This window comes from Kineococcus xinjiangensis, from assembly GCF_002934625.1.
In the GTDB taxonomy this organism is placed as follows: domain Bacteria; phylum Actinomycetota; class Actinomycetes; order Actinomycetales; family Kineococcaceae; genus Kineococcus_A; species Kineococcus_A xinjiangensis.
This window is the reverse complement of record NZ_PTJD01000001.1, coordinates 530362-554963: the sequence shown is the minus strand read 5'-3', so window position 1 is coordinate 554963 and position 24602 is coordinate 530362. Positions and strand designations below refer to the sequence as shown.

Genomic DNA, 24602 nt, shown 5'->3' with positions numbered 1-24602 from the left:
ATGGCGAAGGCGAGTGACATGACGAAGTCCGCGGGGGTCCCGTCCTACACGGTCCCCGGTCTGACCCCGGAGGAGGGGTTGCGGGTCTCCGCGATCCTGCAGAACCGGCTCAACGCACTGACGGACCTGCACCTGACGCTCAAGCACGTCCACTGGAACGTCGTCGGCCCGCACTTCATCGCGGTGCACCAGATGCTCGACCCGCAGGTGGACACCGCGCGGGAGTTCGCCGACGAGGTGGCCGAGCGCATCGCGACCCTCGGTGTGGCCCCGATCGGGACCCCCGGTGCGATCGTCGCCGACCGCGACTGGGACGACTACTCCATCGGGCGCGCGGGGGCGATCGAGCACCTCGCGGCCCTGGACCTCGTGTACTCCGGCGTCATCGCCGACTACCGCGAGGCCATCGAGGAGGTGGGCGAGGTGGACCCGGTGACGGAGGACCTGCTCATCGGCCAGGTCGGGCAGCTGGAGCAGTACCACTGGTTCGTGCGCGCCCACCTGGAGACGGCCGGCGGGGAGCTGAAGTCCGCGGGATCGCACACCGAGCAGCAGGCGTCGGCCGCCGTCGACGGCAGCACCGACGCGGCCTGAGCCGGGCGATCCCGAAGGGGGCGAGCGGACGGCACCTGACGACGGCACCGCGGGGCCGCGGCGAGGCCCTGCGGTGCGGCGCGCGCGGTCGGGGAGGATGGGGAGATGTCCAACTTCAGTCCCATGGGTGGTTCGCGGCCGACGCTGCCGACGCCCCCTCAGGGTGACCCGATCGGCAGGTACTCCACGTACGAGGAGGCCCAGCGCGCCGTCGACTTCCTCTCGGACGAGCAGTTCCCGGTGCAGAACGTGACGATCGTCGGGACGAACCTGCAGATGGTCGAGCGCGTCACCGGCCGCCTCACCTACGCGCGGGCGGCCGGGGCGGGTGCCGCCTCGGGTGCGTGGTTCGGGTTGTTCGTGGGACTGCTCCTGTCGTTCTTCGGTGACGGGGGCGTGCCGAGCCTGCTCAGCGCGCTCTTCATCGGCGCCGGGTTCGGCATGTTCTTCGGCGTCATCTCCTTCGCGCTGACGGGGGGCCGGCGGGACTTCACCTCGGCCAGCCAGATCGTGGCGGGGGAGTACACGGTGCTCTGCACGCCGGGGCTCGTGCCGCAGGCCGTGGAAGTGCTGGAGCGGCTGCCGGGCGGGCGCGGTCGCGGCGCGGGGGCCTGGGGGGCTCCCCAGCCGCAGCCGCCGCAGCAGCAGGGCACGTGGCAGGCGCCCTGGGGGCCCGGCCCGTCCGGTTCCTCGCCGGCGCCCCGCCCGCCGGAGGGCACCCGCCCGCCGCAGGGGTACGGCCCGCCGCCCGCGCCGGGGACGGCCGTCGACCCGTCGGCGGCGCCGCCGCCCCCGCCCGGGTACGGGGAGCAGGAGCCCCAGCCGGCGCCCACGGGGCCGACGTACTCGGAGCAGATCGAGAGGCAGCGCCGGGAGCGCCGCGAGCGCGAGGAGCGGGAGCGCCTCGAGCGGGAGCAGGGCCCCGGCTCGCAGGGCTGACGCCGGGCTGAGGACCGGGCCCGTTCCGGTGGTCGTGCCGCGCACGGCCGGACCGGCGGGCCGGAGGGGCGGGCGCTGCCCGTCCCGCAGTGGAGGGGACGAGGGGGACCTGCGGTGACGGCCGCAGGGCCCCCTCGCAGCTGTCAGGACCCCCCGGGCGCTGCGGTGCGCAGCCTCGCCATCCACTCCTCGACCTCGCCGGGATCGCGGGGCAGAGCGGCGCTGAGGTTCTCGCACCCGTCGGCCGTGACGAGGACGTCGTCCTCGATGCGCACGCCGATGCCGCGCAGCTCCTCCGGGGCGAGCAGGTCGTCCGCCTTGAAGTACAGGCCGGGTTCGATGGTGAACACCATGCCGGGCCGCAGCTCCGCGTCGAGGTACATCTCGCGGCGGGCCTGGGCGCAGTCGTGCACGTCGAGACCGAGGTGGTGGCTGGTGCCGTGCGCCATCCACCGGCGGTGGAACTGCCCCTCCGCCTCCAGCGACTGCTCCGCCGCGACGGGCAGGAGTCCCCACCCGGCGAGCCGGTCGGCGATGACCCGCATGGCGGCCTCGTGGACGTCGCGGAACCTGCGGCCGGGGCGCGCCTCGGCGAACGCGGCGTCGGCGGCGTCGAGGACGGCCTGGTAGACCTTGCGCTGGGCCGGGGTGAACGTGCCCGTGACCGGCAGGGTGCGGGTGATGTCGGCGGTGTAGAGGGAGTCGACCTCCACGCCGGCGTCGAGGAGCAGCAGGTCCCCCTCTCGCACGGGTCCGTCGTTGCGGATCCAGTGCAGGGTGCAGGCGTGCTCCCCGGCCGCGGAGATGGTCTCGTAGCCGACGCCGTTGCCCTCGATGCGTGCGGTGGAGTCGAAGGCGGCCTCCACGACGCGCTCGCCGCGCGGGGAGGCGACGGCGGCGGGCAGCCGGCGCACGACCTCCTCGAAACCCCGGACGCTGGCGGCGACGGCCTCGCGCAGCTGCTCCACCTCCCACTCGTCCTTCACCAGCCGCAGCTCGGACACGGCGGTGGCGAACTCCTCGTCCGCCTCCCGGGCCGCGCGCTCCTCCTCGCCATCCGCCTGGCCGTGGCCGGCGGAGCCGCTGCGGCGCAGCGTGTCGGCCAGTTCCGTGGCGCGGGCGTCGGCGTCGCGCAGGACGCGCAGGCCCTTCGTGGCGGCGTCGGCCAGCGACTCCTCCAGGTCGGCGTGCAACTGCGCCACGTCGCGGCAGCGGATCCCCGTGCTGACGGTCATCCCTGCCAGGGTGGGGCGCGGGCCGACCCACAGCTCCCCGTAGCGGGCGTCGGCGAAGAACTCCTCGCTGCTGCGCTCCCCCTGCGGGCGCAGGTAGAGGACGGCCTCGTGGCCGTCGGGGCGGGGCAGCAGCGCCAGCACGGCGTCCGGCTCCCGGTCCGTACCCAGCCCCGTCAGGTGGGCGAAGGCCGAGTGCGGCCGGTAGCGGTAGTCGGTGTCGTTGGAGCGGACCGACAGCCCGCCCGCGGGCACCAGCAGCGCCTCTCCGGGGAACGTGCCCGAGAGCACCGCGCGGCGGGCGGCGGCGTACGGCGCGGCGGCGTCCGGGGCGGTGGGTTCGGTCGGCTGGGGGCCCCAGCCCTCGGCGATGAAGCGGCGGAAGGCGGCGGAGCGCGGCAGGGAGCGGTGGCTCTTCGCCTCCTGCGCGTCGGTCTGCCCGGTCGCGTCCGCGGCGGCGGGGTCGGTGACCTCGGGGGGCAGGGCCTCACTGGCGGGTGCATCGCTCACCCGGCCAGTCTCGCGCATCGGGGCGCCGCGCCGCCTCTCTCGCGGAGGGGTCCCTGCCGGCCTCCTCCGCGGACCGCGGACCGCGGAGGAGGCGCTCTCCGGGCGAGGGAACGGCACGGATTGTCACGGTCCGTGTTGACGTCCACGGCCCGCCGTAGGACGGTTGAGCATGAGCGGTCAGGCAACCTGCCCGAGGTGCGACGCTGCCGTGCGTCCGCCCAGCATCTGGCGCAGCTCGTGGTCGTGCGCCGTCCACGGGGACGTCGTTCCGCTGCATCCGGCCCATCCGGCGGACAGCGAGCACCTCGAGTGGCTCGCGGGGTGCTCCGACGTGCCGATCTGGCTGCCGTGGCCCCTGCCGGACGGCTGGCTCGTCACGGGGGTGCGCACTGCGCGCGACGGCAGGACGGAGCGGGCGCAGGCCGTCGCGATGGCGATCAGCGGCCCCAACCCCCTGCGCACCCCGCAGTCCCACCAGCCGGTCGCCGACGCGCTCCTCGTCTCCGAGGTGCCCGGTGTGGGTCTCGGTGCGCACCTGGCCGGGCGTGCCGACCTCGACCCCGGTGACGGGCTGCTGGGCGGGCCTCCCGTGGCGAAGCTGCAGGCTGCGGGCGCCCGCGCGCCGCTGTGGGAGGTCGACGGGCACCCCGGCGACCGCGCCGTGTTCGTGGGGGAGGCGGGTGGCGTCTGGCTGTGGGTGGTGCTGTGGCCCGCGTCCGCCAGTCCCGTGCTCGACCTCGACATCGACCTGGTCGACGTGCGCGATCCCGGCCACACCCTGGACGTGCCCTGTGGGGCGATGTCCCCGCACCTGCAGTGGGAACGGCAACCGCAGCCGTCGTCGTAGCGGCCCCACCTCGCGCAACCTCGCCGCCCCCGGAACCCGGGGTTCCGGCTCCCGGTGGTTCAGGTCGCCGCCAGCGCCAGCAGTTCCGCCTGCGCCGCAGCAGGAGACGCGGTGGTGGGGGCGGGCAGGACCTCCGGCCGCCGGCAGCGGCGCAGCAGGGCCTCCACCAGCGCCGCACGCGCCACGATGTCCGCGCCGTGCAGGGCCCCGGGCAGGATGCGCACCTCCAGGGTGTCGCGGTCGGGGCGGTCCGTGAGCAGCTTGGTGAGGTTGACGTCGAAGAACTTCGTCAGCCCCGTCCCCAGCGCCGCCCGCTGCAGGGCGGGCCAGTCGCCGCGCCACGGCTGCTCGACGAGGTCCACCAGCGCGGCGGGCAGGGGCCGCAGCCGGGTGCAGGCGGGGTTCGTGGCCAGCGCCCGCCGCAGCGGCTCCCGCCACAGCGCGAACAGCCGCACGACGTTGCGGAAGGCGGACACCTCCCGGTAGGGGCCGCCGTCGAGGTGGAGGTGGACGGCAGCCTCCTGCGGCACCGTGAAGCCGAGGTTGCGGGCGGGGGCGAGCAGTTCCTCCAGCCGGTCGAGGTGCCGCGCGGCCAGCGGCGGCGTCACGACCTCGCAGGGGCGCTCCCGCTCCCCGGGCGCGGGTGCCGCCAGCGCCACGGTCGCTCCGGCGGTGTCGTTGAGCCGGCGCACCGCCCCGTGCTCCTCGACCCGAGCGCCGAAGAGCGCGGCCACCGGCTCCAGCACGGTGGCGAGGTCCGCCGCGGGGTCGGCGTGCCGCGAGACGAGCCGGAGCAGCCGTGCGTCGTCGCTGAGGATGCGGTACCAGCCGGGCTGCGGGCGGGCCGAGGGATCCAGGTCGGCCCGGAGGGTGATGTCGTCGACGAGCGTGCACACGGGGGCGCCGTCGCGGTCGCGCACGCAGAAGCCCCGCGTCAGGTGCAGGAACCGCCCCATGCCGGGCACGAGGGACGGTTCGGCGTCGGCGTGGAAGGTGGGCTCCACCGTGCCGCCGCAGCGGCGTGCGAGCTCGGCGGCCAGCACCGCCCGGCTGGAGCCGCGCGGGGCGAGCAGCTCGACCTCGACGCCGACGCGCCCGGTCAGGACGGGGGAGTCCTGCCCGGGCGCGCCGGCGGCGGGCAGCAGTGTCACGGCCTCAGCCCCGCGTCGGCTGCACGGGCAGCCGCTCGCCCGCCAGCAGCTTCTTCCCTGCGGTGATCTTGACTTCGAGGATGTCCTCGACCTTCCACAGCTGCGACAGCTCCACGGCCTGGTCGTAGCCGTAGCCGGCGCCGAAGTAGGCGTCGAGGGCCTGCTCCCCGGCGGCGTCCGGGGCCGGCTCCGACGCGGGGGCCTCGAAGCTGCCGGCCGGGAACGGCAGCCCTGTGCCCGCGGCCAGCTTGAGCCCGGCGACGGCCTTGGCGGAGGCCGTGTCCCCGATGCCCCAGCGCTGCGCCAGCTCCGCCGCGTCCCCGGAGGTGTAGCCCTCGTCCAGGAACCGCTCCAGGGCGCCGGCGGGCAGGTCCAGGGCGTCGGCGGGACGGCCGCTCTCCACCGGCAGCCGGTTGCCCGCGAGCAGCTCGTCCCCGGCCACGGCCTTGACGTCGGAGAGCAGCTCGCCGGTGCGGGGAGCGACCTCGCCCACCCACAGCGCCGCCAGGTGGTGGGCGTCGGTGTAGTCGTAGCCAGCGCGCTCGTACGCCTCCCATGCGCGCTGGTTCGCGGGGTCGGCGACCGCGCCGTCACCGGGATCACCCGGACCGGGACTGCCCTCCGCCGCGGGCGGTGCGCTGCCCGGCTCGACCGGGACGGTGCCGCCGTCGAGGAGGAGCCGCCCCGCCCTCACCTTCGCGTCCGAGGGGTCGTCGAGGCCCCAGTGCAGGGCCAGCGCCGCCGCGTCGTCCCAGTCGTAGCCGGCGCCGACATAGGCGTTCAGCGCCTGCTCGTCGGGGCTCTGCGCGGACGGGGCCGTGCCCGGGGTGATGGGCAGGGTCCGCCCCTCCAGGAGCTTGTGGCCGCCCTCCACCTTGGCGTCCCACGGCTGCGCCGTCTGCCACAGGCCCGACAGGTGCACGGCGTCGTCGTAGGTGTAGCCCGCATCGGAGAAGGCCCGGGCGGCCTCCTGCTCCGAGGCGGCCGACCGCGCCGGGTCGCCGCTCGCCGTCTGCTGCTGCACGGCCGTGCGGTCCCAGCCGAACCCCTCGCCGTCGGCGGTGAGCAGGAAGGCCGCGGTGGCACCCGCCGCGACGGCGGCGCCCCCGGCGCGGACGGCACGGCGGCGACGTCGGTGCCGGGCCACGGCGGCCTCCACACCGGCGAGCACGCTGTCGGCGTCGGGAGCCAGGTCCTCCTGCGCCGCGAACGCCGTCCGCAGCCGTCGCTCCAGGTCGTTCATCGGATCTCTCCCACGGTCAGTCGGGGCAGGGGCTCGGGAGCCGCCCGCAGGGACCTCAGCGCCCGCGCGGCATGGCTGCGGACGGTGGCGGTGGCGCACTGCAGGACCTCGGCGATCTCCTCGTCGTCGCAGCCCTCGTAGTAGCGCAGCACCAGGACGGCGCGCTGCTTGCGCGGCAGCCGGGTGAGCCGCTGCCACAGGTCGTCGCGCAGGGCGTGGTCACGGGCGAAGTCGCGGCCACCGGGTGCCCGGTCGCCCACGTCGGCCAGCCGGTCGCCCACGAAGGAGATGTTGCGCACCGACCAGCGCCGCCGCCAGGACAGGTACTCGTTGACGACCATGCGGCGGACGTAGCGCTCGGGGGACTCGGCGGCGCAGACGCTGCGCCAGCGCAGCTGCGCCCGGGCCAGCACCTCCTGGACCACGTCCTGGGCCAGGTCGCGGTCGCCCGTGAGCGCGGCCGCGTAGCGCAGCAGCTCCGGCAACCGCGCCGTGGCGAACTCTTCGAAGGTCACACCCCTACAGACGTGCGAGCCGCCCGATCCGTGCACTCCGCGGCCGCGGCGACTCTGCGCGATCACCAGCCGGTGGTGGCCCGGCGGGTCGTCACTCTGCGTTGCTCCCATCGGGCGGACGGAGCCCCCCTCTCGGCGCAACCGCACACGCGCAGCGATGACCGCGCCGGGGCACCGACCTACGTTCGACGTGTGCCCCGGCCTCCGCGCCGTGCTCGGCACCCCCTCGCCACCGTCCGTCCCGTCCGACCCGGGAGAGTGCATGCCGCGCCCGTCCAGCCTCGTCGCACCCACTGCGGGGCCCGCCGCGATGCCTACCGCCGTGCCGCTGCGCCGCCCGCCGGCCCCCGTGCGGGACCGCCGGCCGGCGCTCGCCGCGCTGGCGGCGCTGCTCGTCGTCGGCGGCGGGCTGGGCAGCGCACTCGTGGTGCACCGCAGCGGCGACCGGGTCGACGTGCTCGTCGCCCGCCACACCATCGAGGCCGGGCAGCGCATCACGGCCGAGGACTTCGGCGTCGAGCGGGTCGCCACCGACGGGGCCGGTGTCGTCCCGGCCGCCGCGCGGGAGAACTTCGTCGGCACCCACGCCACCGGGCGCATCCCGGCGGGGACGCTCGTGAACCGCACGATGTTCCTCGCCGGCGGGGTCGTGCCGGGTGACGCGGTCGTCGTGGGCACCGTCCTCGGCCCCACCCAGCGGCCCGCGGAGCAGCTCCAGACCGGTGACGTCGTGCGCGTGTACCTCGTGGTGAAGGGCGACGCGGCGAGCGCGGTCGCGGGTTCGCCCGGGCAGGTCCTGCTCGAGGCCGCCCGCGTCGTCTCCGCCTCCGCCGCCACGGGCGCCGAGAACGCGTCGGTGTCGCTGCTCGTCCCCGCCGCCGGCTCCGGCGACGTCGTCTCCGCCGCGGCCGCCGGGCAGATCGCCCTCGCGGAGCTCGCGGAGTCCACCGTGCCCGCCATCGACTTCGTCCGGGGCTGAGCGCCGTGAGCCTCGTGACCCTGTGCTCCGCCAAGGGCTCCCCGGGGGTGACCACCAGCGCGGCCCTCCTCGCCGCGCTGTGGCCCGGTCCCGTCCTGCTCGTCGACGCCGACACCGACGGCGGTGACCTCGCCCTGCGCCTGCCCGGGGCCGACGGGCGCCCCCTGGACCAGGAGCGGGGCGTGCTGCCGCTGCTGACGTCGGCGCGCCGCGGCCTGCGGGCCGACGCGCTGCTGCAGCAGGCCCAGACCGCCGCGGGCGGCACGGACCTGCTGTGCGGGGTGCCGGGACCGGAGCAGGCGCTGGCGGCCTCGGCGTCGTGGCCGGTCCTGGCCCGCGCCTGCGCGGACCTCGCCTCCCCGGCCGCGGGTGCCGTGCGCCGCTCCGTGGTCGCCGACGCGGGCCGCGTCTCCACCCGCTCGGAGCACCTGGACCTGCTCCTGCTCTCCGACGTGGTGGTGCTGGTCTTCCGCCCCAGCGTCTCCGGGGTGGTGCAGGCCCGGGAGCGGCTGCGCGCCCTGGCGCCCGTGCTGCGACCGCGCGGCGGCACCGGCCCGCACCTGGCGCTGCTCGCCGTGGCCGGACCCACCGAGGTCCCGGCGCTGCCCGGGGCGGTCGCCACGATCCGGCGGGCGGCCGAGGGCGCCGTGGACCTCGGCTGCCTCGCGCTCGACGCCCGGGGCGCGGCGGTCTTCGACGGTGCCGCGGTCCGCCGGCCGGAACGCACGCTCCTCGTCCGCTCCGCGCGGCCGGTCGTCGCGGCCCTCGCGGCCCTCGCCGCCGGCCCCCAGCGGCGCGCCGTCGCGCCCGCGGTGGCTCCCGCGGCCGACGCTGCGCTCCTCGCCGCCGGAGGTTCCCGATGACCACCACCGACCACGTGCTGGTGCGCCGCCTGCGCACCTCCGTCGCCGAGCGCCTCAACGTCCACCGCCGTCGCCGCGAGGTCGTCGGGCACGCCCCGATGAGCGCCGAGGACGAGCGGCAGTTCGCCCGCTCCCTGGTCGTGCAGGTGCTGGAGGACCACGCCCGCGCGGAGATCGACGCGGGCCGCACCCCGCCGACGGCCACGGAGGAGGAGGCGCTGGCGGCTGCCGTCAACGCCGCCCTGTTCGGCGTGGGCCGCCTGCAGCCGCTGCTGGAGGACCCCGACGTCGAGAACATCGACATCAACGGCTGCGACCGCGTCTTCGTCAGCTACGGCGACGGCCGGGAGGAGTTCCACGGGCCGGTCGCCGACAGCGACGAGGACCTGGTGGAACTGGTGCAGGTGCTCGCCGCGAACGTCGGCCTGACCAGCCGGCCCTTCGACACCGCCAACCCGCAGCTCGACCTGCGCCTGCCCGACGGCTCCCGCCTGTCCGCCGTGATGGGCGTCTGCCAGCGGCCTGCCCTGAGCATCCGCCGCTCGCGGCTGGGTGCCGTCGGGCTCGACGACCTGGTGGCCCGGCGCACCATGACGGAGGACCTCGCCGAGTTCCTGCGTGCGGCAGTGCGGGCCCGCAAGAACATCATGGTCGCCGGTTCCACCAACTCGGGGAAGACGACGCTGCTCCGCGCGCTGGCCAACGAGATCGCCCCGGCCGAGCGCCTCATCACCGTCGAGCGGGCGCTGGAGCTCGGCCTCGACCAGTTCACGGAGCTGCACCCCAACGTCATCGCGTTCGAGGAGCGCCTGCCGAACTCGGAGGGCGTGGGGTCGGTCACCATGGCCGAGCTCGTCCGCAGGTCGCTGCGCATGAACCCCAGCCGGGTCATCGTGGGCGAGGTGCTCGGCGACGAGATCGTCACCATGCTCAACGCGATGAGCCAGGGCAATGACGGCTCGCTGTCCACCATCCACGCGAACTCCTCGATGGAGGTGTTCAACCGCATCGCGACCTACGCGCTGCAGGCGGAGGAGCACCTGCCGGTGGAGGCGACGCACATGCTCATCGCGGGCGCCATCGACTTCGTCGTGTTCCTGCGCAAGGGCTCCGCCCCCGACGGCTCGATCCGCCGGCGGGTGGAGAGCGTGCGGGAGGTCACCGGCATCGACGGCCGGGTGCTGTCGACGGAGGTGTTCGCCCTGGCCGCCGACGGCGTCGCGCGGGCGCACGCCCCGATCAGCTGCGCGGACGAGCTCGCCGCGCACGGCTACGAGGCGCCGCTCGTCGCCCGGTGGTCCCAGTGAGTTCCGCCTCCGCTCTGCTGCCCGCGGGGCTGCCGGTCCCGGCGGAACTGCTCGCCGTCGTGCCCGGTGCCCTCGCCGGCGCCGGGGTCCTCGTCGCGGTGCTCGCGGCGACCGGCGTGCCCCGGCGCGACGCCGCGCGCCCGTCGCTGCTGCGCCGCAGCGGCTCCGGAACGCCGTGGCGGCGGCGCTGGGTGCGCGCGCTCGTCGTCGGCCTCCTCGCCCTCGTCCTCACGCGCTGGGTCGTCGCCGGGGTCGGCCTCGCGCTGCTCGCGGCGAGCTGGGACAAGCTGCTCGGCGGCGGCGCCGACGAGGGCCGCGGCATCGCGCGGCTGGAGGCGCTCGCCAGCTGGACGGAGTCCCTGCGCGACACCATCGCCGGAGCGGTGGGGCTGGAGCAGGCGATCCCCGCCACCGCGCCCACCGCGGCCCCGGCGCTGCGCCCGTCGCTGAACCTCCTCGTGGACCGGCTGCGCATCCGCGAGCCGCTGCCCGAGGCGCTGCTGGCGTTCGCCGACGACGTCGACGACCCCAGCGCGGACGTCGTCTGCGCCGCCCTGGTGCTCAACGCGCGGCTGCGCGGACCGGGGCTGCGCGACGTGCTGACGGCGCTCGCGGTCTCGACCCGCGAGGAGCTGGACATGCGCCGGCGGGTGGAGGCGTCGCGGCGCAGCATCCGCCGCAGCGTGCGGATCGTCCTGCTCATCGTCCTCGGGGTCATGGGGGGTCTCGCCGTGTTCAACGGCGCCTACGTCGCGCCCTACGCCGGCCTCACGGGCCAGCTCGTCCTGGCCGTCGTCGCTCTGCTGCTCGTGGCCGGGGTGTGGTGGCTGCGCCGCCTCTCCGCGCCGCCGCGCACCGAGCGGTTCCTGGCCGGGGCCGCCGGGGCGCTGCTCCCGCAGGGGATGCGCGCACCGGTGGAGGCGGGGGCATGACGCTCGCCGTGCTGTGCGGTGCCGTCGTCGGGGCGGGGCTGTTCCTGCTCGCCCGGCTCCTGCTGCCGCAGCGGACCAACGTCGCGGTGCTGGTCTCGCGCATCGACGCCGGCCGCCGGTCCCTGCGGGGCGAGACGCTCAGCGAGGTCCAGGCCGTCGCCGGGCTGGGCGGCGGTGCCCGCGCGGGGATGGACCGGCTCGCCGACCTCCTGGAGGTGCAGGCCGCCGAGCGCGGCTGGCAGCTGCACCGGACCCGCCGGGACCTGGCGCTGGTCAACCGCTCCCTCGGCTCGTTCCTGGCGACGAAGCTGCTGGCGGGGGTGGGGCTGTTCCTGCTGGTGCCGTTCTGCTGGGCCGCGCTGCGCGTCTCCGGGGTTCCGCTGCCGGCTGCGGTCCCGCTCGTCCTCGGCCTGGTCCTCGGCGCGCTCGGGGCGTTCCTGCCGGACCTGGCGCTGCGCGGCGAGGCGGAGCAGCGCCGCCGCGACTTCCGCCGCGTGGTGGGGGTGTTCCTCGACCTGGTGGCGATGAACCTCGCCGGTGGCCGGGGCCTGCCCGAGGCCCTGCTGGCGTCGGCGAGCGTGAGCGACTACTGGGCGCTGGTGCGCATCCGGCAGTCCCTGGCGAACGCCCGGCTGATGGGCACCACGCCGTGGGAGGCCCTGGGCGACCTCGGTCGCGACATCGGCGTGGAGGAGCTGGAGGACCTCGCCGGCGCGCTGACCCTGGCCGCCGACGACGGCGCGAAGATCCGCTCCTCGCTGAGCGCGCGCTCGGCGACGATGCGCCGGCGGGAGATGTCGGACTCCGAGGGGCAGGCGGGGGAGCGCTCGCAGTCGATGCTCGTCGCGCAGATGCTGCTGTGCTGCGCGTTCTTGCTCTTCCTCGCCTACCCGGCCGTCGACGGCCTCCTGGCGCAGGGGTGAGGGCCGTGCCCGGCGCCTCCTCCGCGCCGCACCGCACCAGCGCTGCGCCGCACCGGTTCCGCTGGCTGCGGCTGCCGTTCCAGACCACCCGTTCCCCACAGGGCACGCGCCGACCCGGCGCGGGCCACGACGCCCAGGAGGCACAGCATGAGCACGCACTTCCCGTCGCAGTTCCCCGTCCGGTTCCTCGGCAGGACCCTGCAGGCGGCCCGGCAGCGGGCCCGCGCGGCACGGGCGCGGGGCGAGGTGGACCTGGGGGCCTCCGCGCTGGAGTGGGCCATCATCGCGGCGATCGTCGTGGTGGCGGCCTCCGTGATCGGCGGCGCGCTGTACGGCGTGGTGAAGGCCAAGAGCACCAAGCTGGAGACCTGCGCGAACCAGCCGGTCAACACGACCTGCGCGGTCTGAGCGGGCGCGGTCCGCGGCGGGGAGCGCGCGAGGGCGACGAGGGCACGACGGCGCTGGAGCTGGCGTTCGTGGCCCCGGCGCTGCTCCTCCTCGTGTTCACGACCGTCCAGGTGGGCCTGTGGTTCCACGGGCGCAACGTGGCCCTGCAGGCCGCCCGGGAGGGCGTCTCGCAGTTGCGGGTGATCGACGACGCGGCGCAGGCCGCCGGTGAGCGCCCACGCGTGGAGGACCGGGTGCTCCGCTACGCATCGACGCTCGGCGGCGAGTCGTTGCTCGAGCCGCGGGTCGCCTCCAGCTGGGTGGTGGAGGCCGACGGCAACGCGCGGGTGTCCGTGACGGTCACCGGTCGCGTCGTCTCCCTCGTGCCCGGTCTGGCGCTGACGACGACGCAGCAGGCGTTCGGTGAGGTCGAGCGGTTCGAGAGGGCGGAGCTGTGAGCGGGAGCACGTCGCGCCGGGACGAGGGCAGCCTCTCCCTGGAGCTGTCCATGCTGGCGCCGGGGCTGGTGCTCCTGCTGCTGTTCCTGCTCGCGGCGGGGCGGGTCACCGGTGTCGACGGTGCGTTCGACGCAGGGGTCCGCGACGCCGCGCGCGCCGCCACGCAGGCCCGGTCGCCGGTGCAGGCCCAGCAGCGGGCCGAGCGCGTGCTGGCCGCCGCCGTCGCGACCGTGTCCGTGCACTGCCGCGACAGCCTGCGGGTGGAGCCGATCGCGGTGTTCGAGCCGGGCCGGCCCGTCACCGTCACCGCGTCCTGCACGTACCCCGTCTCCGACCTCGGCCTGCCGGGGATGCCCGGTTCGCTGACGGCGCGCAGCACGTTCGCCAGCCCGCTCGACCCGAACCGGGTCGTGCAGTGAGCGGCGTGCCGCCTCGCCGGCGGGTGGGGGACGACCGCGGTTCCATCGCTCCCGTGGTGCCGCTGCTGGCGCTCGTGGTGCTCCTGCTGGCGGGGCTGGTCATCGACGGGTCTCGGCAGCTCAACGCCCGGGCGCGTGCCACCGCCTACGCCGAGGAGGCCGCCCGCGCCGGGGCCGCCGCGGTGAACCTGGAGGTGGAGGAGCTGGAACTGCTCCCCAGCGACGTCGTGGCGGAGCGGGTGAACCGCTACTGCCTCGACGCCGCCGCGGCGGGTGCACCGATCCGCAACCCCGGGAACTGCTTCCAGGGCCTGGAGGACACGAAGGAGGCCCCGGTGCGGCGGCTGGTGGTGGTTGCGCGGGTGGAGACGGCCATCCCGGCGGGACTGCTGGGCATCGCGGGCGTCCGCGAGCTCGCCGCCGCGGGCGAGGCCAAGGCCAGGCCCTACCAGGGCCTCGACGAGACGGACGTGCAGTGAGGACGAGGACGGTGAGCGGGTTGCGGGTTCCGGCCCGGCTGACGAGGTGGGTGCTGCTGGGGTTCCTGGCGGGCGCCTCCGCCGGGTGCGCCGGTTCGGCACCCGACGTGCGTCCTCCCGTGGCCCCCGACAGGGCGGCGGGGCCGGTCGCGCCGCCGTCGGCCGCGGAGGGGGTCGTGGCCGCCCCGGCGACGGCTCCGGCGACGGCGGCGGGTTCGAGCGGGCCCGCCGTGCAGGCCGGGCCCGCGGCGCCCGGTGCGGACGACCCGGCGGTGGAGGCGCTGCGGGCGTACCTGCGTGAGCAGGCCCGCGCCGCCAACGCCCAGGACCCGACGGCCGCGGTCTTCCGCGCCACGCTGACCCCGGCGGCGCAGGACTGGGCGCTGCCGCTGCTGCGCGCCAACTTCGGCGACCTCATGCCGGGCCCCTACCCGATGGGCGTCCTCGACGTGAGCCGTCCGTCCCCGGCCGCGGCCAGGGTGAGCTTCTGCATGCAGGTCCGCGGGTGGCAGGTGGACCGCGGAACCGGCCGCCCCGTGAACTCCCCCCACCACAGCGGTGGGTACGCCGACGTGGAGCTGGTGCAGGGCACCTGGCTCGTCGCGGACGTCGTGGACGAGCAGACCCCGTGCGACGCGGGCCGGGTCGTGGAGGAGAGGTTCTGATGGCCGTCGGTGCGCTCGGGCGGTGGGGGCGGCCCCCGGCCGTCGCCCTCCTCGCCGTGGTGGGTTCCCTCCTGCTGCAGTCGACGGCGGCGGTCGCCGGGGAACCCGGAGCGGGCCGGCCCGTCTCGTCGGCGGCCGCGCACCACCGCGGCCTGGGGCACTGCAACATGTACGCCTCCGCCGCCAGCGGGACGTTCGGTGCGCGCTGCGCCGGCACCGCGGTGCGGGTGACGCAGCCGCGGGAGATCCTGCGCGGTGACCCGGTGCAGTTGTGCTGGCTCCTGCCGCTGGACTGGGCCGGCGACGCCTCGCCCACCGAGGGCCGCCAGCCGGTGCCGCCGCCTCGTCCGGTCGTGACGCCCGCCCCGGTCGTGGCACCCGCGCCGGTCGTGGCGCCCGCGCCGGTCGTGGCGCCCGCGCCGGTCGTGGCGCCCGCGCCGGTCGGCGGTCCCGCGGTTCCCGGCCCCGGGGTGGCGCCCGGCCCGTCGACGCCCGGTCAGGCCACCCCACCGGCGACGCAGCCGACCCCCGTCCCCACCCCGCCGCCGCCGCCTCCGCCGGTCACCTACAAGAAGGTCTGCATCGAGGGGATCGACGCGAGGGGCCACCACACCGGCCCGATCGTGTACGTGCACTCCACCGAGGTCGTGCGCCACGACCGCCCGCACACCCCGTTCTGGTGGGACCTCACACCGCGCCAGCAGGCCTTCGTCGACTACCGCGACTCCGAGGAGCGCAGCATCCCGACGCCCGCCCTGCGGATCTCGCCCGCCGCGGTGCCCCGGGTGCGGCAGGACGTGGCCTTCTCCGCCCCGGCCTCCAGCGCCCCGCCGCCCATCCGGCGCGGAGCGGTCGTGATGCGCGCGGTCCTGCGCGACCTCAGGGTCGCACCGGGCTCGCGGGACGGGCGCACCGTGAGGTGCGCGGGCGCCGGTCGCGTTCCGCAGCGCGGGGAGAGGCCCGGAACCACCGGTGACGAGGTCTGCTGGTTCGCCTACCGGGAGTCCTCGCTCGGGCAGCCGGCCCGGGGCATGGTCCCGGCCCGCCACTTCCGCGCGGAGGCGGAGACCACCTGGCAGGTCCAGTACAGCCTCGACGGCGGTGCCACCTGGAACGTCTTCATCGACCTGGTGCGCTCCGCGCCCACGGGTGTGAAGGTCACCGAGGTGCAGACCCTCGTCGTGCACTGAGTTCCCCGGTGCGCTGAGTTCCCTGGTGCACTGAGTTTCCCGGTGCACTGAGTCCTTCCGCGCTGGATTCCGCCGTTCCCGAACCCCGTCGTTCCCGAACCCCGTCGTTCCCCGACACGTCCGGTGCCGTCCGCGGCACGACCCGAGAGGCACCACCATGAGCACCACCACGCGAACGGCCCCCGCGTCCCGGTTGCCGCGTCCCGCCGGACCGGGTGGGGGACGGGGCTGGGAACTGCTGCGCGGCACCGCCTCGGCGCTGGTGCTGCTGGTCCTGCTGGCCGGGGTTCCGGCGGCGCTGGTCCTGCTCGTCGGCAACCCCCTGCCGACGAGCCCGCCCACGCGCGACTGGCTGACGTCCGAACTGACCACCGCCGCCGTCGTGCAGGTCCTCGCCGTGGCGCTGTGGCTCGCGTGGCTGCACTTCGCGGCGTGCGTCCTGGTGGAGTTCCGTGCGTGGCGCCACGGCGGACCCGCGAGGACGCCGTGGGGTGGTGGCTCGCAGGTCCTCGCCCAGCGGCTCGTCGCCGGTGTGCTGCTGCTGTCCTCCGCCGGTGTCGTGGTGGCTCCCGCCGCCTCCGCGGCCGCGCCCGCGCCGCAGCGCGTGGTGGCGACCGTCGTGGCGGACGCTGCGGCGCCCGCCCCCACGGCCGTCGCGCAGGACCGCGACGCCGCCGGGGAGACCGGCCCCGCGACCGCATCGGTGAGCGTCGGGGAGCCCCGGTGGTACGAGGTCCGCCCGCCGCAGGGCCGCCAGCACGACTGCCTGTGGGACATCGCGGAGCGGACGCTCGGCGACCCGCTGCGCTACCGCGAGATCTACGAGCTGAACCGCGACCGCATCCAGGCCGACGGCGGGCGGCTGGCCGACGCGAACCTCCTGCGCGCGGGCTGGACCCTCCTGCTGCCGGCCGACGCCAGGGGCGACGGGGTGGTGGCAGGGGTCGCCGAGGCGCCCGTCGAGCCCGTGCCCGCGGAGCTGGCGCCCGCCGAGCCCGCCCCGGCTGAGGCTCCCTCCGCCCTGGCTGAGGTCCCCGCGGCCGCCCCTGCCGCGACGGTCGCCCCCGCACCGCCCGCCGCCCCCACCGAGCCGGGCTGGGCCGCGGTGCGCCCCGACGCTCCCAGCGCCACTCCCGCCCCGGCGGCCAGCGCCACTCCCGCCCCGGCGGCCACCGCCACTCCCGCCCCGGCGGCCACCGCCACTCCCGCCCCGGCGGCCACCGCCACTCCCGCCCCGGCGGCCACCATGGACGGCGGGGGCGGGCTGCTCCTGCCCGAGGGCCTCCACCCCGCCGCGGTGGTGGGCACGGCGCTGGGCGGGCTGCTGGCCGCGGCGGCCGGTGCCGCGCTCGTGCGCCGTCGCGGCTCCTACGGGACGCCCGACGCCGTGGAGGCGGAGCTGCGCGCGTCCGCCGGCGGCTCCCGTGCGGACCTCCTCTGCGCCGCCCTCGGCGAGCTCGCCGCCGTCAGCGTGCTGGGTGGCGTGCCGCTGCCCCGGCCCGTGGCCGCCCACCTCGGCGACGACGAGCTGAGCCTGCACCTGGCCGCCGCGCCGCGGTTCGCGCTGCCGGCACCGTGGCGCACCCCCGGCACCGGCACCGGGCGCACGTGGAACGTCCACCGCGACGACCTGATGACGCCGGCCGGCGCCGCGGCGGGCCTGCCCGGGTCGCTGCTCGTCGCCGTGGCCACCGCGGAGACCGGCGAGACGGTGCTCGTCGACCTGGCCGCCGCCGGTGGCCTGGTGGCGGTGGGCGGGGACCTCGACCTGGCCCGGGAGGCGGTCGTGGCCCTGGCGCTCGGCCTGGCGGCGAGCCCCTGGTGCGCGGACGTGGCCGTCGTCCTGGCCGGTTTCGCCGGGGAGCCGGCCGCACTGGCCGCCGCCCTCGCGGAACCCTCGGCGGACCGGGTCCGCTCCGTCACCTCCCTCGACGAGGTCCTGGCCGGCACCGCCGCGGCAGGCCGGCGGCAGGTCGTGCTGATGTCGGCGCCGCCCACCCACGAGCAGCTCGCGGTCGCCGCCGCGGGTGACCTCGTGCTGGTCTGCGTCGGCGACGCCCCCGGCGCCCGCTGGAGGTTCGCCGTGGACCACGACGGGAGCATCGACCTCGGCGTCCTCGGGATCCGCGGGACGGCGCTGCGGGCCGCCTCGCGGGAGACGGCCGCACTGACCGCCGCCCTGCGTCGCGCCGGGGCCGCGGCGGGCGCCGGGGAGCGGGCCGTGGCCGCCGCGGCCGCGTCCGGGCACCTGCTCGACGCGCTGGCCGGGGAGGGCGCACCGCAGAGCACGGGGGAGCGCGGGCTCCCCGCCGGCGCGGGAGCCGCTCCCGCCGACTGCACCGTCTCCCTGCTCGGACCCGTGCTGGTGCTGGCCCCCGGGCCGGAACCGCGCCGGCGCGGGCTCGCCACCGAGCTGGTCTGCGCCGCCGCACTGCACCGCGGCGGCGTCCACGAGGCGGTGTGGCGCGCCGCGCTGTGGCCGCACGGCACGTCCGACGCCGAGGCCGCCGACCTGGAGGCGCAGACCCGCGCCTGGCTGGGCGCCACCGCCGACGGCCTGGACCGCCTCGAGCGCGACGCGGAGGGTCGCCTGCGACTGCGCGACGTGGGCAGCGACTGGGCCCGCTTCCGCGCCGCCGTCGACGCGGCCGCCACCGCGGCGGGTCCGGAGGCCGAGCTCGACCGGCTCCTGCAGGCCCTGCGGCTGCTGCGCGGTGGGCCCCTGGGCTGCGAGCAGCCGGGGCGCTACGGGTGGCTCGCCGCCGCCGCGTTCTGCCGTGACGCCCGGGCGCTGGGATCGGCGGTGGCGCTGCGCGCGGCGGACCTCGCCGTGCTGGCGAGCCGTCCCGCCGACGCGCAGACGGCGCTGGAGGCAGGTCTTCGTCTCGTCCCGCAGGCGCAGGGCCTGTGGCGGGCGCTGCTGCGCTCGGCGGGCTCGGCGGAGGACGCCGCGGACGCGGCCGGGCGGATGCTCGCCGCGCTGGGTGCCGTCCCGCTGGAGGAGGAGAGCGCGCTGCTGCTCGGGCACCTCCAGCCCGGGGCCTCGCGTCCCCTCAGCGCCTGAGGCCCGGAACCGGTGTGCGGCGCCGGCTGTCGGCCCGGAGGCGCGACCACGGCCCGCGACGCCGCGGCCACCTGCGCCGACGCGCGGGGCTGGGGGGTGCAGGCACTAAAATCCGCAGGTGCGCATCGACCTGCACACCCATTCCAGCGCCTCGGACGGCACTCAGCCCCCGGCCGAGGTCGTCGCCTCCGCCGCGCAGGCGGGTCTCGACGTCATCGCGCTCACCGACCACGACACCACCGCCGGCTGGACGGAGGCGATGGCGGCGGGGGAGCGGCTCGGCGTGCGGGTGCTGCCGGGCACGGAGATCAGCTGCCGGATCGAGGGCCGGTCGGTGCACCTGCTGTCCTACCTGCACGACCCGGCCGAGCCCGTCCTGGCCGAGACGATGCTCGACGGCCGGTCCTCGCGGGTGCAGCGGGCCCGGCTGATGACGGAGCGGTTGGGCTCCGAGGTGGGCATCACCTGGGACGACGTGCTCGCCCAGGTCAGCGACGGGGCCACGATCGGGCGTCCCCACATCGCCGACGCGCTCGTGGCGGCGGGGGTGGTGCCGGACCGGCAGACGGCCTTCGAGACGTGGCTGCACGCGGGGAGCAGGTTCTTCGTCCCCCACCCGGCTCCGGATCCGATCGAGGCGGTGCGGATGGTGCGCGCCGCGGGTGGGGTTCCCGTCTTCGCGCATCCGCTGGCCACGGCGCGCGGCTGCGTCGTGAGCATCCCTGTGATCGAGGCGATGGCCGAGGCGGGTCTGGCGGGCCTGGAGGTCGAGCACCGCGACCACGCGGACTCGGAGCGCCGGACGCTGCACGACCTCGCCCGCCAGCTCGGGCTGTTCACCACGGGGGCGAGCGACTACCACGGTGCGGGCAAGCCGAACCGCCTCGGCGAGCACACCACCGACCCCGAGGTGTTGGAGCGGCTGGTGGGGCAGGCGGGGCAGCCGGCGCCGCTGGGCGGCTGAGCGGGGCTCTCCCAGCAGTCGGGCTCCGCGGGTGCGGTCTGGGTGGATGCCGCACGGACCGCGCGCCTCCGGTGGCCGCGGAGCCGCCGGTTCAGCCGTCGGTGCCGACGAGGCGCAGGTGCGGAACGGGCGTGCCGGAGGCCCGGGCCTCGGCGAGGGCGCTGCGCAGCGTCCGCAGCGCCACCGCGAACGCAGCGCCCCGCAGGCCCGCCACTCCCGCGGCCTCCTCGACGCCGTAGATGCTCGCGGCCCAGGAGGGCAGGGCGGCCACGGCCAGCCCCGCGACGGGAGCCCACGGCGGCGGCTTCGCCCCGGAGGCCGGGAGGTCGCCGGCGAGCAGGGCCTCGAGCCGCTCGCGCCCACCCGGCGGCACGCGCAGCAGCGGCAGGGCCGCGTCGACGTGCTCGGTGAGTTCCGCGGCCGTGGCCGGCACCTCGTCCGGCTCCAGGCCCAGCAGCAGGGCCGCGGTGAGCTGCTCGCCGACGTAGGTGTCGGTGTCCGCGTCGCTGAGCTCCACGTCCGCGGCGCGCGCGACGAGGACGCGCCCCAGCACGGCGCAGCAGTGGCGCCAGGCCATCACGTCGGGGTCGTCGCCGCGGAAGATCCTGTCGGTCTCGGGGTCGAAGCCGGCCACCATGCCCGCCTCGGCCCGCAATCTCGCGGCGCAGGTCAGGGCCGCCATCCGGCTGCCGTAGGTGGTGGTGCCGAGCGCCTTCGCGCTGCGTCCCACGCGCAGCCAGGTTCCCGCGCCCTCCTCGGCCGTCGCGGCGGCCGAGACCGGGTGCAGGTCCTGCAGCAGGACGGCCACCAGCCCGGCGAGCCCGGTGAGGGGGTCGGCGTGCAGGCGCCAGCTGACGCTGCCGGGGCCGAAGAAGCCCGCGTCGGCGTCGTCCGCCTGCCGCGAGCGGGAGCGCTGACCAGGCGGGCGGGGCTCGTCCTCGTGCTCCGGCCCGGGTGGGTCGGGAGGCAGGGGCGCGACGCTCCGCAAGGGCCGCTCCGGGTTCCGGGGCACGTCCACAGGATCGCCTCCTGCCCTCGAGATCGCAGTTCGGGCACCCGATCGGGCGTGTCGGCCGCCACGTGATGCCCCTGTCGTGCGGCGGTGACCGCGCCACCCGCCCCGTTCGCGGCTTGCGCCGCCCCGGCCCGACAAGGGTGCCAGGCCGGGGCGGGGTGGCGCTGCCACTTCCGCTGCGCCGCCTCCGGAGAGGGGCGAGAGGTCAGTCCTGCGGGGCCGGAGCGGGGTCCGTGCCGCCCTGCGGGTCGCCCTGCCCCTCCGCCTGCCCGCCGCCACCGCTGCGGCGGCGGCTGCGCGTGCGGCGTCGGCGGGGTGCGTCCTCCCCGCCCGCGGCGGTCGCGGGTGCCTCGGCGGCCTCCGACGCGGCGTCCGAGGCGGCGGTGGCCTCGGCCTCGGCGCCGACCTCGGTGGAGGCCCCGGTGCCGGCCTCGGGGGCGTCGTCGGCGCCGAGCGGGCGGCCGCTGCGCGTGCGACGGCGCTGGCGGGGTGCCCGGGTGCCGGGCGCCTCCTGGTCGCCGTCGGCCGTTGCGGTGTCCTCCGTCGTGTGCCCACCGGCCAGGGAGCCCGGCGCGAGGCGGCGCTCACCACCGGTGCCGGAGCCGCCACCGGTGCCGGAGCCGCCACGGCCGGCGGAGCCGCCACCGGAGCCGCCACCGGAGCCGCTGCGGCCGGCGGGGCCACCGGGGCCGCTGCGGCCGCGCCCGCGCGCGGCCTTGCCGACCTCGCCGAGGTCCTCGACCTCCTCGGCCGCGAGACCGGCCCGGGTGCGCTGGGTGCGCGGCAGCCGGCCCGTGATGCCGGCGGAGATGTTGAGGTCCTCGAAGAGGTGCGGGGACGTGGAGTACGTCTCGACCGGCTCGCCGAAGCCCAGGTCGAGCGCCTTGTCGATCATGGCCCAGCGGTGCATGTCGTCCCAGTCGACGAACGTCACCGCGACACCGGTGTTGCCGGCCCGGCCCGTGCGGCCGGTGCGGTGCAGGTAGGTCTTCTCGTCCTCGGGGCACTGGTAGTTCACGACGTGGGTGACGTCCTCGACGTCGATGCCGCGGGCCGCGACGTCCGTGGCCACCAGCACGTCGACCTTGCCGTTGCGGAAGGCGCGCAGAGCCTGCTCCCGGGCTCCCTGGCCGAGGTCGCCGTGCAGGGACGCGGCGGCGAAGCCCCGCTCCTGCAGCTGCTCCGCCACGTTGGCCGCGGTGCGCTTGGTGCGGCTGAACACGATGGTCAGACCACGCCCCTCCGCCTGCAGCAGGCGGGACAGCACCTCGACCTTGTCCATCGCGTGCGCGCGGTAGACGAACTGCGTGATCGCTGCCACGGTCGCGCCGTCGTCGCTGGGGTCGACGGCGCGGATGTGCGTGGGGTGGGTCATGTACGCGCGGGCCAGCGACACGACCGCGCCCGGCATCGTCGCGGAGAACAGCATCGTCTGGCGCTTCGGCGAGGTCTGCGCGAGCAGCTTCTCCACGTCGGGCAGGAAGCCGAGGTCCAGCATCTCGTCGGCCTCGTCGAGCACGACGCAGGTCACGCGGGAGAGGTCCAGGTGCTTCTGCTGCGCCAGGTCCAGCAGGCGGCCGGGGGTGCCGACGACGACGTCCACGCCCTTGCGCAGCGCCTCGATCTGCGGCTCGTAGGCACGACCCCCGTAGACGGTGAGCACCCGCGTCTTGCGGATCCGGCTGGCGGTCGAGAGGTCGTGGGCCACCTGCACGGCCAGCTCGCGGGTCGGCACGATCACCAGAGCCTGCGGCTTGCCCGGGTCGGGGAGCGCGTCGTAGGCGGGCTCGCCGGGGACGGCGGTGCGCTGCAGCAGCGGCACCCCGAAGCCCAGGGTCTTGCCCGTACCCGTCTTGGCCTGGCCGATGATGTCGTGCCCGGACAGCGCCACGGGCAGGGTCATGGCCTGGATGGGGAAGGGCTTGACGATGCCCGCGCCGGCCAGGGCCTCTGCGATCGCGGGGAGGACGCCGTGGTCGGCGAACGTCTCCCGCTGGGGGCGGTGCAGCGCGGGCGCCTCGTCGGCCTCGTCCGCGCCGGTCGTCTCGGAACCGGTCTCCTCGGGGGCGACCGGGCCGGTGGGGTCCAGGTCGCTGGAGGCCTGGTCGTTCGTGCTGATGTCGGTCATGCGTCTCCGTACGGTGGAGCGGCGCCCGCTCGGCCCGGCGCTCGGGTCCTCACCTGCGGAGGGTCCTCCGGCGCTGGGCGCGGGCCGCGTCGCAGCGGTCGGCAGCCGATCGTGACTGGCGACCGGGCAACCATGAACACGTTCATGGTAGCCCTGGGTAGCGTCCGGGGGGCGCCCGTGCGGCGGTACGACGGCGGCGGACCGCCGGGACGTGCCCTGCCCTAGCCTCGGACGGTGACCGCAGACTTCACCCGTTCGGCTCAGGCAGGCGCTCGCGTGCAGGCTGCGGACCCGGCGGTGCGCGACCTCTTCGGGGCGATGGCCTACGGCCAGCTCGTCGCCTTCTCCCAGCTCGCGGGGGAGGCCCGGAAGGCGCCGACGCTGCGCGAGGGCCTGGCCCTGTCGCGGCTGGCGGCCTCGGAGCTGGCCAACGCGGAGCTGCTCCTGCAGCGGCTGGAGGAGCTGGGGTTCGCGCCGGAGGAGGCGATGGAGCCCTTCGTCGGTCCCGTCGACGCCTTCCACGAGCGCACGGCCCCCGCGGACTGGGCGGAGAGCCTCGTGAAGGCGTACGTGGGGGAAGGCATCGCGGTGGACTTCTTCCGCGAGATCAGCGCCTACGTCGACGCGGACAGCCGGGAACTCGTGCAGCGGGTCGCGACCGGCACGGCGCGCACGGAGTTCGTCGTGGGGGCCGTGCGGGCGGCCATCGACCGGGACCCGCGGCTCGCCGGGCGGCTCGCCCTCTGGGGGCGGCGGCTCATGGGGGAGGCCCTGAACCAAGCGCAGCGCGTCGCGGCGGACCGCGACGCGCTGGCGTCGTTGCTGGTGGGCGACGGGCTCCGGCCGGGTGCGGACCTCGTGGAGGTGAGTCGGATGCTCACCCGCATCACCGAGGCCCACACCCGCCGGATGGACGCCCTGGGGCTGGCTCCCTAGACCACGTGCGGCCCGGGGAGCCAGGCCCTGGTCAGTGGTGCGAGAGGCTGCGGTTGCGGCTCTTGCTGGTGCCGCCGACGATCGCGACGCCGACGGCGGCGAGGACGACCTGGCAGAGCAGCGTGATGAGGAAGCTGCCGGGCGCGATGGCGCTGCCGATGAAGCCGCCGATGAATGCCGCCGCGATGCCGACCACGATGGTCAGGACCCAGCCCATGGCCTGCCGGCCGGGGGCGATCGCGCGGCCGATGACGCCGAGGATGGCGCCGACGATGATCGCAGAGATGATTCCGCCGATGTCCACGAGTGCCTCCGAAAGCTGTCGGGCCGGGCTTCGGGCGAAGCGCCGGCGAGATCCGAATTCCCCGGAACTGTTGCAGGCAAACAAAGGTCCCGCCACCCGAGAACTCTTGTGGCGGGACCCCTGTGAGTGGTAGTGAACCCAGCGCTACGATGTGGTAGCGCTGACGTCAAGCGAGCGTGAAGCCCACCTGCCGGACCTCCGCGACGCCGATGTCGACGTAGCCGATCGAGCGGCCGGGGATGATGACCTCGCGGCCCTTGTCGTCCTTCAGGCGCAGCGTCCCTCCCTCGCCGAGGGCCGAGGCCACGGCCTGGGCGATCTCGTCGGCCGTCTGCGACGACTCCAGCACCACCTCGCGGGCCACGTCCTGCACTCCGATGCGAACTTCCACCGCGCGTCCTCCTGGAGAGTGGGGCAGTGCGGTCGCCGGGCGGCTCCCGCACGGGGCTGTGATCGAGGTTAGTGCGCCCGGGCCCGCCGGGCCGGGCGGGTTCGCGAGGAGCGGACGCGGCGGGCCGGCGCGGGCGCCGGGACGGGCGGGGACCGGGGCTGGGATGC

The 24602-nt window shown here is 76.5% G+C and carries 25 protein-coding genes; 17 read left to right on the top strand and 8 right to left on the bottom strand.

What is annotated here, in order from left to right:
- A complete protein-coding gene (locus CLV92_RS02445) occupies nt 1–594 on the top strand; it encodes a Dps family protein (RefSeq protein WP_104431311.1) in 594 nt (197 codons plus the stop codon).
- A gap of 105 nt (nt 595–699) precedes the next feature.
- Nucleotides 700–1533, top strand: coding sequence for a YflT domain-containing protein (locus CLV92_RS21855; protein ID WP_104431133.1), 834 nt, complete (start codon nt 700–702; stop codon nt 1531–1533).
- 143 nt (nt 1534–1676) lie between these two features.
- Here the strand turns inward: CLV92_RS21855 and CLV92_RS02435 are convergent, their stop codons facing one another.
- On the bottom strand, nt 1677–3293 hold the full coding sequence (locus tag CLV92_RS02435; protein WP_104431132.1) for an aminopeptidase P family protein: 1617 nt from the start codon (nt 3291–3293) through the stop codon (nt 1677–1679).
- 151 nt (nt 3294–3444) lie between these two features.
- Between CLV92_RS02435 and CLV92_RS02430 the strand changes: the two genes are divergently transcribed.
- Nucleotides 3445–4122 (top strand): DUF6758 family protein, encoded by a 678-nt coding sequence (locus CLV92_RS02430; protein WP_104431131.1) that lies wholly within the window; start codon nt 3445–3447, stop codon nt 4120–4122.
- 59 nt (nt 4123–4181) lie between these two features.
- Here CLV92_RS02430 and CLV92_RS02425 read toward each other — a convergent pair whose 3' ends face one another.
- The 3 genes from CLV92_RS02425 to CLV92_RS02415 are packed head-to-tail and all read right to left on the bottom strand — an operon-like array spanning nt 4182 to nt 7031.
- A complete protein-coding gene (locus CLV92_RS02425; protein WP_245886336.1) occupies nt 4182–5273 on the bottom strand; it encodes an amidoligase family protein in 1092 nt (363 codons plus the stop codon).
- A gap of 4 nt (nt 5274–5277) precedes the next feature.
- Entirely contained in the window at nt 5278–6516 is a 1239-nt protein-coding gene (locus CLV92_RS02420) for a hypothetical protein (protein ID WP_104431130.1), read from the bottom strand.
- Nucleotides 6513–7031 carry a SigE family RNA polymerase sigma factor gene (locus CLV92_RS02415; RefSeq protein ID WP_211290784.1) on the bottom strand — a complete coding sequence of 173 codons (519 nt, stop codon included), beginning with the start codon at nt 7029–7031 and terminating at the stop codon, nt 6513–6515. Before CLV92_RS02415 ends, CLV92_RS02420 begins: the two co-directional genes overlap by 4 nt.
- A gap of 262 nt (nt 7032–7293) precedes the next feature.
- Here CLV92_RS02415 and CLV92_RS02410 point away from each other — a divergent pair, with 262 nt between their 5' ends.
- The 13 genes from CLV92_RS02410 to CLV92_RS02355 all read left to right on the top strand — a co-directional run bounded on the left by CLV92_RS02410 (nt 7294) and on the right by CLV92_RS02355 (nt 19661).
- Nucleotides 7294–8010, top strand: coding sequence for an SAF domain-containing protein (locus tag CLV92_RS02410; RefSeq protein WP_104431128.1), 717 nt, complete (start codon nt 7294–7296; stop codon nt 8008–8010).
- Between the two features lie 5 nt (nt 8011–8015).
- On the top strand, nt 8016–8873 hold the full coding sequence (locus CLV92_RS02405) for a hypothetical protein (protein ID WP_104431127.1): 858 nt from the start codon (nt 8016–8018) through the stop codon (nt 8871–8873).
- On the top strand, nt 8870–10180 hold the full coding sequence (locus CLV92_RS02400; RefSeq protein WP_104431126.1) for a TadA family conjugal transfer-associated ATPase: 1311 nt from the start codon (nt 8870–8872) through the stop codon (nt 10178–10180). Before CLV92_RS02405 ends, CLV92_RS02400 begins: the two co-directional genes overlap by 4 nt.
- Nucleotides 10177–11112 carry a type II secretion system F family protein gene (locus tag CLV92_RS02395; RefSeq protein ID WP_245886335.1) on the top strand — a complete coding sequence of 312 codons (936 nt, stop codon included), beginning with the start codon at nt 10177–10179 and terminating at the stop codon, nt 11110–11112. Before CLV92_RS02400 ends, CLV92_RS02395 begins: the two co-directional genes overlap by 4 nt.
- A complete protein-coding gene (locus tag CLV92_RS02390) occupies nt 11109–12035 on the top strand; it encodes a type II secretion system F family protein (RefSeq protein WP_104431125.1) in 927 nt (308 codons plus the stop codon). Before CLV92_RS02395 ends, CLV92_RS02390 begins: the two co-directional genes overlap by 4 nt.
- Nucleotides 12036–12182: 147 nt before the next feature.
- The gene (locus tag CLV92_RS02385; RefSeq protein WP_245886333.1) at nt 12183–12443 is read left to right on the top strand and encodes a hypothetical protein; all 261 of its coding nucleotides are present in this window, start codon (nt 12183–12185) and stop codon (nt 12441–12443) included.
- Nucleotides 12404–12880, top strand: a complete 477-nt coding sequence (locus CLV92_RS21250) for a TadE/TadG family type IV pilus assembly protein (RefSeq protein ID WP_281256887.1) — start codon at nt 12404–12406, stop codon at nt 12878–12880. The genes CLV92_RS02385 and CLV92_RS21250 overlap by 40 nt, the downstream gene beginning before the upstream one ends.
- Nucleotides 12877–13299, top strand: a complete 423-nt coding sequence (locus tag CLV92_RS21245; protein ID WP_158257098.1) for a pilus assembly protein — start codon at nt 12877–12879, stop codon at nt 13297–13299. Before CLV92_RS21250 ends, CLV92_RS21245 begins: the two co-directional genes overlap by 4 nt.
- 5 nt (nt 13300–13304) lie before the next feature.
- On the top strand, nt 13305–13778 hold the full coding sequence (locus tag CLV92_RS21240; protein ID WP_158257097.1) for a pilus assembly protein TadG-related protein: 474 nt from the start codon (nt 13305–13307) through the stop codon (nt 13776–13778).
- An 11-nt stretch (nt 13779–13789) separates the two neighbouring features.
- Nucleotides 13790–14443 carry a hypothetical protein gene (locus tag CLV92_RS02370; protein WP_146099380.1) on the top strand — a complete coding sequence of 218 codons (654 nt, stop codon included), beginning with the start codon at nt 13790–13792 and terminating at the stop codon, nt 14441–14443.
- The gene (locus CLV92_RS02365; protein WP_104431121.1) at nt 14443–15633 is read left to right on the top strand and encodes a hypothetical protein; all 1191 of its coding nucleotides are present in this window, start codon (nt 14443–14445) and stop codon (nt 15631–15633) included. The genes CLV92_RS02370 and CLV92_RS02365 overlap by 1 nt, the downstream gene beginning before the upstream one ends.
- 157 nt (nt 15634–15790) lie before the next feature.
- Nucleotides 15791–18697, top strand: a complete 2907-nt coding sequence (locus tag CLV92_RS02360; protein ID WP_104431120.1) for a LysM peptidoglycan-binding domain-containing protein — start codon at nt 15791–15793, stop codon at nt 18695–18697.
- Between the two features lie 118 nt (nt 18698–18815).
- Nucleotides 18816–19661, top strand: a complete 846-nt coding sequence (locus CLV92_RS02355; RefSeq protein ID WP_104431119.1) for a PHP domain-containing protein — start codon at nt 18816–18818, stop codon at nt 19659–19661.
- 91 nt (nt 19662–19752) lie between these two features.
- Here CLV92_RS02355 and CLV92_RS02350 read toward each other — a convergent pair whose 3' ends face one another.
- Nucleotides 19753–20679 (bottom strand): oxygenase MpaB family protein, encoded by a 927-nt coding sequence (locus CLV92_RS02350; RefSeq protein ID WP_158257096.1) that lies wholly within the window; start codon nt 20677–20679, stop codon nt 19753–19755.
- A gap of 202 nt (nt 20680–20881) precedes the next feature.
- Nucleotides 20882–22804, bottom strand: a complete 1923-nt coding sequence (locus tag CLV92_RS02345) for a DEAD/DEAH box helicase (RefSeq protein ID WP_104431117.1) — start codon at nt 22802–22804, stop codon at nt 20882–20884.
- 234 nt (nt 22805–23038) lie between these two features.
- On the opposite strand from CLV92_RS02345, the gene CLV92_RS02340 reads away from it, so the two are divergent.
- Nucleotides 23039–23740 (top strand): ferritin-like fold-containing protein, encoded by a 702-nt coding sequence (locus CLV92_RS02340; protein WP_211290783.1) that lies wholly within the window; start codon nt 23039–23041, stop codon nt 23738–23740.
- Between the two features lie 31 nt (nt 23741–23771).
- Here CLV92_RS02340 and CLV92_RS02335 read toward each other — a convergent pair whose 3' ends face one another.
- On the bottom strand, nt 23772–24044 hold the full coding sequence (locus tag CLV92_RS02335; protein WP_104431116.1) for a GlsB/YeaQ/YmgE family stress response membrane protein: 273 nt from the start codon (nt 24042–24044) through the stop codon (nt 23772–23774).
- A 166-nt stretch (nt 24045–24210) separates the two neighbouring features.
- Complete coding sequence (locus CLV92_RS02330) at nt 24211–24435, bottom strand: DUF3107 domain-containing protein (RefSeq protein WP_104431115.1); 225 nt, start codon at nt 24433–24435, stop codon at nt 24211–24213.
- Between the last annotated feature and the right edge of the window lie 167 nt (nt 24436–24602).

What these genes read in the sequence shown, in the direction of transcription:
- CLV92_RS02430 (WP_104431131.1), top strand. Translation starts at nt 3,445, where the DNA reads ATGAGCGGTCAGGCAACCTGCCCGAGGTGCGACGCTGCCGTGCGTCCG.
- CLV92_RS02345 (WP_104431117.1), bottom strand. Translation starts at nt 22,804, where the DNA reads ATGACCGACATCAGCACGAACGACCAGGCCTCCAGCGACCTGGACCCC.
- CLV92_RS02400 (WP_104431126.1), top strand. Translation starts at nt 8,870, where the DNA reads ATGACCACCACCGACCACGTGCTGGTGCGCCGCCTGCGCACCTCCGTC.
- CLV92_RS02360 (WP_104431120.1), top strand. Translation starts at nt 15,791, where the DNA reads ATGAGCACCACCACGCGAACGGCCCCCGCGTCCCGGTTGCCGCGTCCC.
- CLV92_RS02435 (WP_104431132.1), bottom strand. Translation starts at nt 3,293, where the DNA reads ATGCGCGAGACTGGCCGGGTGAGCGATGCACCCGCCAGTGAGGCCCTG.
- CLV92_RS02410 (WP_104431128.1), top strand. Translation starts at nt 7,294, where the DNA reads ATGCCGCGCCCGTCCAGCCTCGTCGCACCCACTGCGGGGCCCGCCGCG.
- CLV92_RS21855 (WP_104431133.1), top strand. Translation starts at nt 700, where the DNA reads ATGTCCAACTTCAGTCCCATGGGTGGTTCGCGGCCGACGCTGCCGACG.
- CLV92_RS02420 (WP_104431130.1), bottom strand. Translation starts at nt 6,516, where the DNA reads ATGAACGACCTGGAGCGACGGCTGCGGACGGCGTTCGCGGCGCAGGAG.
- CLV92_RS02445 (WP_104431311.1), top strand. Translation starts at nt 1, where the DNA reads ATGGCGAAGGCGAGTGACATGACGAAGTCCGCGGGGGTCCCGTCCTAC.
- CLV92_RS02385 (WP_245886333.1), top strand. Translation starts at nt 12,183, where the DNA reads ATGAGCACGCACTTCCCGTCGCAGTTCCCCGTCCGGTTCCTCGGCAGG.
- CLV92_RS02365 (WP_104431121.1), top strand. Translation starts at nt 14,443, where the DNA reads ATGGCCGTCGGTGCGCTCGGGCGGTGGGGGCGGCCCCCGGCCGTCGCC.
- CLV92_RS02390 (WP_104431125.1), top strand. Translation starts at nt 11,109, where the DNA reads ATGACGCTCGCCGTGCTGTGCGGTGCCGTCGTCGGGGCGGGGCTGTTC.